Here is a 6,181-nt window from a genome sequence, read left to right as displayed (position 1 = left end):
CGGCGCGGCCGGGGTGCGGGCGCTGGACCGGGCCGAGCGGCTCGGGCTGCCGGTCGGACCGGTGGCCGCGACGCGAGCGGGCCGGGTGCAGTTCTTCGTGGCCCCCGGCGTCGCGGACGATCTGCCCGCGCTGCTCGACTGGCTGGACTGGGCCGACCTCGACCTGGATCTGCGGGCGTACGGCGAGGGCGCACTGGTGGCCGCGCCGTCGCCGTGGCCCGCCACGTGGCGGGCGCCGTGGCCACGCGCGTGGGAGCACTCGCGGTGGTTGCGGCGACCCACCGGCCTGGCACCGGCGTGCCCGATCGGGGCCGTCGGTGCCCAGGGGGCCGTGTTGCACGTGGATGTGCGGTTTCCGGATGTGACCCGGTTGTTGAGCACACTGGCCCACGCGTGCCAGCACGTACGACTGTTCCCGCGCCGGTGCGTGACCGAGCCGCGCCCGCTCACGCACCACCGGCCCGCGCCGGCCTGAACCGACCCGGGCGGTCCCGGATGTGCCGGAGCGGTGCCCTCCCCCGATGCGATCGGGGGAGGGCACCGCTCTGCGTCGGCATCGAGGATCAGGCGTGCGCCTTGTCGTACGCGTCCTTGATGTTGCCGGGAACGCGACCACGCTCGCTGACGTCGAAGCCGTTCTCCTTGGCCCAGGCACGGATCTTGGCGGTGTCGCCGGAAGCGGCACCACCCTTGACCACCTGACGGACGCCTCGACGGGCCGCGACCCGGCCGCCGGTCTTGCGACCGGCATCGACGTAGCTCTTCAGGGCGGCGCGCAGCTGCTCGGCGTGCGTGGCGCTCAGGTCGATCTCGTAGGAGACACCGTCGAGCGCAAACGTCACCGTCTCATCGGCCTTGTTGCCGTCGAGGTCGTCAACGAGAAGAATCTGGACCTTCTGTGCCACCAGGATTCCCTTTCATCGGGAGGGTTCACAACCAACTCAAGAAAAGGAAACCGCTTTCTGCGTGAAAATACAAACCCACGCGAGCGGAACCCGTCGAGCCGGCAATACGTTACCGGGTTTGTGGATGCGAGTTCACCGCGCACCACACCGTGACGGACAAGAAGCGTCAAGAGGTTCGCCCACCGGATGGGCGCGATCTCCACCACACTCGGGCCCGGACGGCCACTCTCGGGCCCTCGAGATCACTGCCAGAGATGGAGCAACATCCGCGTGTTGCCGAGGGTGTTGGGTTTGACGCGTTCCAGATCCAAGAACTCGGCGACACCCTCGTCGTACGAACGCATCAGTTCGTTGAGCACATCGCCGTCGATCGGTGTCTCCTCCATCTCGACGAAGCCGTGCTTCGCGAAGAAGTCGACCTCGAAGGTCAAGCAGAATATCCGGCGCACGCCGAGCCAACGCGCCGTCTCCAGAAGTTTGCTGAGCAACTGATGACCCACCCCGCAACCGCGAACGGCCGGATCCACCGCAAGAGTGCGCACCTCCGCGAGGTCTTCCCACATCACGTGCAGCGCCCCGCAGGCGACGACCTCGCTGTCCGCGTCGCGTTCGGCGACCCAGAACTCCTGAACGTCCTCGAAGAGGGTGACCGTGGGCTTGTCCAACAGGATTCGCAGGCCCACGTAGCCGTCCACAAGTCGGCGAATGGCTCGCACATCGGACGTTCGTGCACGGCGGATCGTCACTTCCATGGGATGACGCTATCGCGATCACGATAGGGATCGCCGCTCCGCCCTGTTTCCCACCGATCTGCCCGACTGCGCCACAAACCGCCGCCGCGAGCGGGCCCGGCCCGGGATCGTTTCCGACCGGCCGGGCCGTGCGTTCTTCATACCGAGAGGTGATACCTCACGAGCCCGGGCGCGCGGGTTGTGGCGTGATCGGGCCGATATGAGGGGATTTCCGGAAGTCATTCCCGGGCGGAGGATTCGGCCACGCGTGTGCTCGCGCACGACGCCAGGGCATCGGCGCCGCACACGGTGCCGATCACGGGCTTCGCGCCGAGTGCGCCGACAAAACTCGAACGGGCGATCATCTCGGATCCGGCCACCCCTTGCGAGACCTTGAGTACGACAATCAAGGCGACCTCGGATCCGGCCTTGGTCTTGCCGGTCTTCTCCACACCGCGGCAGCATCGAATTCACCGTACGAGGGCTTGGATTCGAGCAGTTTCACACTGGCGGGAAGTGCGTCGCGGGCGACTGCGGAACTCGCCTCGGCGGGCGAAAAGCCGGCCGGGGCCGGCGAAAAGGTCTCGGGTCAGGCCGGGCCCGTCCCGCCGGGCGGCTCGGGCAAGGCGACCCGTAGCGCGTCGCGCAGCGCGTCGGTCTGCTCGGGCGTCATGCCCTCGACGAAGTACACGAGAGCGCCCGGCCTGCTGTCGCCGGCCGCCCAGTCGGCGCTCATCAGTTCGGCCGTGTACGCGTCGCGGGAGAGCACCGCCTCGTACAGATATGCGCGCCCGTCGAGCCGGCGCCGCAGCAGGCCCTTGCGGAAGAGCTTGTCCAGGACGGTCATCACCGTCGTATAGGCGGGCTCGCGGTCGGGCAGCAGGGCTTCCTGAACGGCGCGCACCGACGAGGGGGCGTTGAGTTGCCAGACGCGCAGCATCACTTGGGCTTCCAGTTCGCCGAGCCTTCTCATCTCGCCCCTTCCCGAAACGTCGTCGTGCCGTGAGGTGCGTCACCACGTGCCGGTCGTCTCCTATGGACCATCGTAGACACAGGTTGGTCATGAATTGTCTGTTTTGGTGGTGGGACTTTCGATCCGGCGACAACCGGGCCGCAGGGCCGGGCCGCCGCGCGGTCGATGCGGGCCGGATGGCCATCGGCCTATCGGCCTGCGGGCAAGCCGAGCGATCCGGAAGGCCGCCGGTGATCGCTCGATCGGTCGCGGGCCGTCTGCCGTACTACTACGAGCGGCCGTAGTGTCCGTTCCGTTACTACTTGGTCGTTGTGTGGTGAATTGCTACCACTGGTCTCGGCACTGTCGTCGAACATCCGAGGTCCTTCGTGCAGCACTCCCCCGAAACTTCGCCCCAGCCCGCCGACCGCGTCCAACGCCTGAAGGGGCTGCGCCCGCGCCGCCCGATTCTGGTGGTCGCGGGCCTTGCGGTCGTCGCCGCCGCGACCACGGCCGGCGTGCAGGCTTCGGGTGCGGGTGCGGGTGCGGGTGCGGCGCACGGGCACCGGGTGATGGGTCTGGCGCCTTCGTCGGGGTCCGCCTCGGAGTCCGCCGACCCGGACGCCGCTCGGCTGCTGAGCGAGCGTGGAGAGGACGTCGCGGCACGCGGGAACGAGCGCGACCCGTTGGAGGTGCGGCAGGAAGCGGAGGCGGCCGAAGCGAAGGCTTCGGCGGACGCACAGGCCGCGGCCGAGGCGGAAGCGGAGGCAGAGGCCGAGGCCGCGCGGGAGCAGGCCGCCGCGAAGGCCGAGGCGGCGGCGAAGGGCTGGGTGCTGCCGACCTCCGGCTACTCGCTGACCGGCCGCTTCGGCAAGGCGGGCGCGCGATGGGCCAGTACGCACACCGGCCTCGACTTCGCGACGCCCTCGGGCACCCCGATCAAGGCCGCCGCGGCCGGGCGGATCACCTCCGCCGGAGGCGCGGGCGCGTTCGGCAACCGCATCGTGATAACCCACACCGACGGCACCCAGACCTGGTACTGCCACCAGTCGCGCTTCGCCAAGACCTCGGGTTCGGTCGCGGCCGGCGACGTCATCGGCTACGTCGGTACGACCGGCAACTCGACCGGCCCGCACCTGCACTTCGAGGTGCACCCGGGCGGCGGCAGCGCCGTGGACCCGGCCGGGTGGTTGCGCGCCAAGGGCGTCAGTCCGTAAGCCTTGCCGGGCCGCGAAGGCCCGTGGCCTCACGCTCTCGGCGTGAGCGAGTCCAACCAGTCCCACCAGCCGCCCTCGGCGACCAGCGCCGCGATCATCGCGTAGCCGACCTCGTCACAGTGGGCGCCGTCGCCGTACGCCTCGATGCTGCGCCACCACGCGGGCTCGGCGCGCAGGGCGCGCTGTATCGGCACGAAGGGGATGCCGCGGGCGGCGCAGACCTTGGCGTAGGCGTCTTCGAGTTCGAGCGCCGCGTCGACGTCGTTGGCGTCGGCGGGGATCGGCGGCGGGCCGACGACCAGGCAGGTCCAGCGGGCGCCGGTGGCGGTGTCCAGTATCGCGTCGAGGTTGGCGACGCTGTCCTCGTGCTCGACCCGGCGACGGCCGTGTTCGACCACGAGGTCGTTGACGCCGAACGCGTAGACCATTCCGTAGCCGTCGGCGTGCCGCATGCGCGGAACGGCTTCGCCGTACCAGCGCTCGGCGACGTCGGCCGAGGTCTCGTGGCGCACGCCGATGTTGTACGCGGTCAACGTGCGCCCCCGCCGCCGGGATTCGGCCGCGAGGCGACCGACCCATCCGGCGCCGGAGAGGTCGCCGACGCCCTGGACGAACGAGTCCCCAACGACGCAGATCCGAAGATCGTTGGCTGCTTCCATGCGCCGACCCTATGCGTACGAATGGGTGACGCGCCCGGAATTTGCCGAGGAGCCCCCGCCGGGGCGACGAAGCGTCGCCCGGGTGGGGGCTCCCAGGTATCGAGCCGGTGCCGAGCCGGTGTCCGGCCGGCCCGCGCCGTCAGTCGCCGGCCGGCTTGACCAGTGGGAACAGGATCGTGTCCCGGATGCCGCGGCCGGTGAACGCCATGATCATCCGATCGATCCCGATGCCCACACCGCCGCTCGGCGGCATCGCGAACTCCATGGCACGCAGGAAGTCCTCGTCGAGCCGCATCGCCTCGACGTCGCCGCCCGACGCGAGCAGCGACTGCTCGGTGAGCCGACGGCGCTGCTCCACCGGGTCGACCAACTCCGAGTATCCGGTGCCCAGTTCCATGCCGAAGCCGATCAGGTCCCACTTCTCCGCGACGCCCGCGACGGTGCGGTGCTGACGGGTCAGCGGCGAGGTCTCGATCGGGTAGTCGCACACGAACGTCGGCTCGATCAGCGTGTGCTCGACGAGTTCCTCGAAGAGCTCCTGGACGAGCCGGCCCTGACCCCACGCCTTGTCGCACTCGATGTCGTGCGCCTCGGCGAGCTTGCGCACCGTCTCGATCGGCGTCTCGGGGGTCAGCTCTTGACCGACGGCCTCGGACACCGAGCCGTAGACGGTGATCCGGCGCCACTCGCCGGCGATGTCCACCTCGCGGTCGCCGTACTGGAACTTCGTCGTGCCGAACACGGTCTGCGCGACGTGCTGGTAGACCTCGCGGGTCAGCGTCCCGATCGTGTTGTAGTCGCCGTACGCCTCGTACGCCTCCAGCATGGTGAACTCGGGATTGTGCGTCGAGTCGGCGCCTTCGTTGCGGAAGTTGCGGTTGATCTCGAAGACCTTCTCGGCGCCGCCGACGACCAGGCGCTTGAGGTACAGCTCGGGGGCGATCCGCAGGAACAGGTCCATGTCGTACGCGTTGATGTGGGTCACGAACGGGCGCGCGGTAGCGCCGCCGTGGACCGGCTGGAGCATCGGCGTCTCGACTTCCAGGAAGTCGCGGTCGTCGAACCACTCGCGGATCGCGCGAACCATCTTGCTGCGCGTGCGCAGCATCGCGCGCGACTCGTCGTTGACGATGAGGTCGACGTAGCGCTGCCGGACCCGGGCCTCGGGGTCGGTCAGACCCTTGTGCTTGTCGGGAAGCGGGCGCAGGCACTTGGACGTGATCGCCCACGAGTCGACCATGATCGACAGCTCGCCGCGGCGGGACGTGATGACCTGCCCCTCGACGCCGACGTGGTCACCGAGGTCGACGTCGCTCTTCCACTTGGCGAGGGATTCGGCGCCGACGCCGTCGAGCGAGACCATGACCTGCAGGTCGCCGTCGCCGTCGCGCAGCGTCGCGAAGCACAGCTTGCCGCCGGTGCGGGAGAGCATGACGCGGCCGGTGATGCCGACCCGGCGGCCGGTCTCCGTGTCGGCTTCGAGACCGTCGAACTCCGTGCGGAGCGCGCCCACGGTGGTGGTGCGGGGGAATCCGACGGGGTACGGGTCGGTGCCCTCCGCCCGAAGGCGGTCGAGCTTCTCGCGGCGGACCCGCATCTGCTCGGGAAGGTCGTCGATCTGCGGCTGCGCTGCGCTCTGCTCGGTCACGGGACAAGGCTACCTATCGACGGTTCGAGGTTTGAACCGGAATACGCCGGGGCGGGCTCGCGTATGCGC

7 protein-coding genes and 1 pseudogene are annotated in these 6,181 nt (G+C 69.4%); 2 read left to right on the top strand and 6 right to left on the bottom strand.

The features are described from left to right. Positions 1–475 (top strand): annotated as a pseudogene (locus GT354_RS06395) (hypothetical protein); the annotation flags it as partial. 88 nt (positions 476–563) lie between these two features. Here GT354_RS06395 and GT354_RS06390 read toward each other — a convergent pair. From GT354_RS06390 to GT354_RS06375, 4 genes are all read right to left on the bottom strand, one after another. Further along, complete coding sequence (locus tag GT354_RS06390) at positions 564–905, bottom strand: Lsr2 family protein (protein WP_161355207.1); 342 nt, start codon at positions 903–905, stop codon at positions 564–566. Between the two features lie 242 nt (positions 906–1,147). Continuing rightward, the gene (locus GT354_RS06385; protein WP_161355206.1) at positions 1,148–1,657 is read right to left on the bottom strand and encodes an amino-acid N-acetyltransferase; all 510 of its coding nucleotides are present in this window, start codon (positions 1,655–1,657) and stop codon (positions 1,148–1,150) included. 218 nt (positions 1,658–1,875) lie between these two features. Further along, the gene (locus GT354_RS06380; RefSeq protein ID WP_161355204.1) at positions 1,876–2,088 is read right to left on the bottom strand and encodes a hypothetical protein; all 213 of its coding nucleotides are present in this window, start codon (positions 2,086–2,088) and stop codon (positions 1,876–1,878) included. Between the two features lie 137 nt (positions 2,089–2,225). Further along, positions 2,226–2,609 carry a BlaI/MecI/CopY family transcriptional regulator gene (locus GT354_RS06375; protein WP_161355202.1) on the bottom strand — a complete coding sequence of 128 codons (384 nt, stop codon included), beginning with the start codon at positions 2,607–2,609 and terminating at the stop codon, positions 2,226–2,228. A 368-nt stretch (positions 2,610–2,977) separates the two neighbouring features. Here GT354_RS06375 and GT354_RS06370 point away from each other — a divergent pair, with 368 nt between their 5' ends. Next, positions 2,978–3,805: a M23 family metallopeptidase gene (locus GT354_RS06370; protein ID WP_346011886.1), complete on the top strand. Its 828-nt coding sequence runs from the start codon at positions 2,978–2,980 to the stop codon at positions 3,803–3,805. A 29-nt stretch (positions 3,806–3,834) separates the two neighbouring features. Here the strand turns inward: GT354_RS06370 and GT354_RS06365 are convergent, their stop codons facing one another. Together GT354_RS06365 and lysX are read right to left on the bottom strand one after the other, a co-directional pair. Further along, positions 3,835–4,464 (bottom strand): GDSL-type esterase/lipase family protein, encoded by a 630-nt coding sequence (locus GT354_RS06365; protein ID WP_161355200.1) that lies wholly within the window; start codon positions 4,462–4,464, stop codon positions 3,835–3,837. Between the two features lie 139 nt (positions 4,465–4,603). Further along, the gene (gene lysX, locus GT354_RS06360) at positions 4,604–6,112 is read right to left on the bottom strand and encodes a bifunctional lysylphosphatidylglycerol synthetase/lysine--tRNA ligase LysX (RefSeq protein ID WP_161355199.1); all 1,509 of its coding nucleotides are present in this window, start codon (positions 6,110–6,112) and stop codon (positions 4,604–4,606) included. Positions 6,113–6,181 lie beyond the last annotated feature (69 nt).

This window comes from Streptomyces sp. SID3343, assembly GCF_009865215.1.
GTDB lineage: Bacteria > Actinomycetota > Actinomycetes > Streptomycetales > Streptomycetaceae > Embleya.
Note: the sequence above shows the minus strand (reverse complement) of the source record. Positions and strands in the feature narration are given on the sequence as shown.

What these genes read in the sequence shown, in the direction of transcription:
- GT354_RS06385 (WP_161355206.1), bottom strand. Translation starts at nt 1,657, where the DNA reads ATGGAAGTGACGATCCGCCGTGCACGAACGTCCGATGTGCGAGCCATT.
- GT354_RS06375 (WP_161355202.1), bottom strand. Translation starts at nt 2,609, where the DNA reads ATGAGAAGGCTCGGCGAACTGGAAGCCCAAGTGATGCTGCGCGTCTGG.
- GT354_RS06365 (WP_161355200.1), bottom strand. Translation starts at nt 4,464, where the DNA reads ATGGAAGCAGCCAACGATCTTCGGATCTGCGTCGTTGGGGACTCGTTC.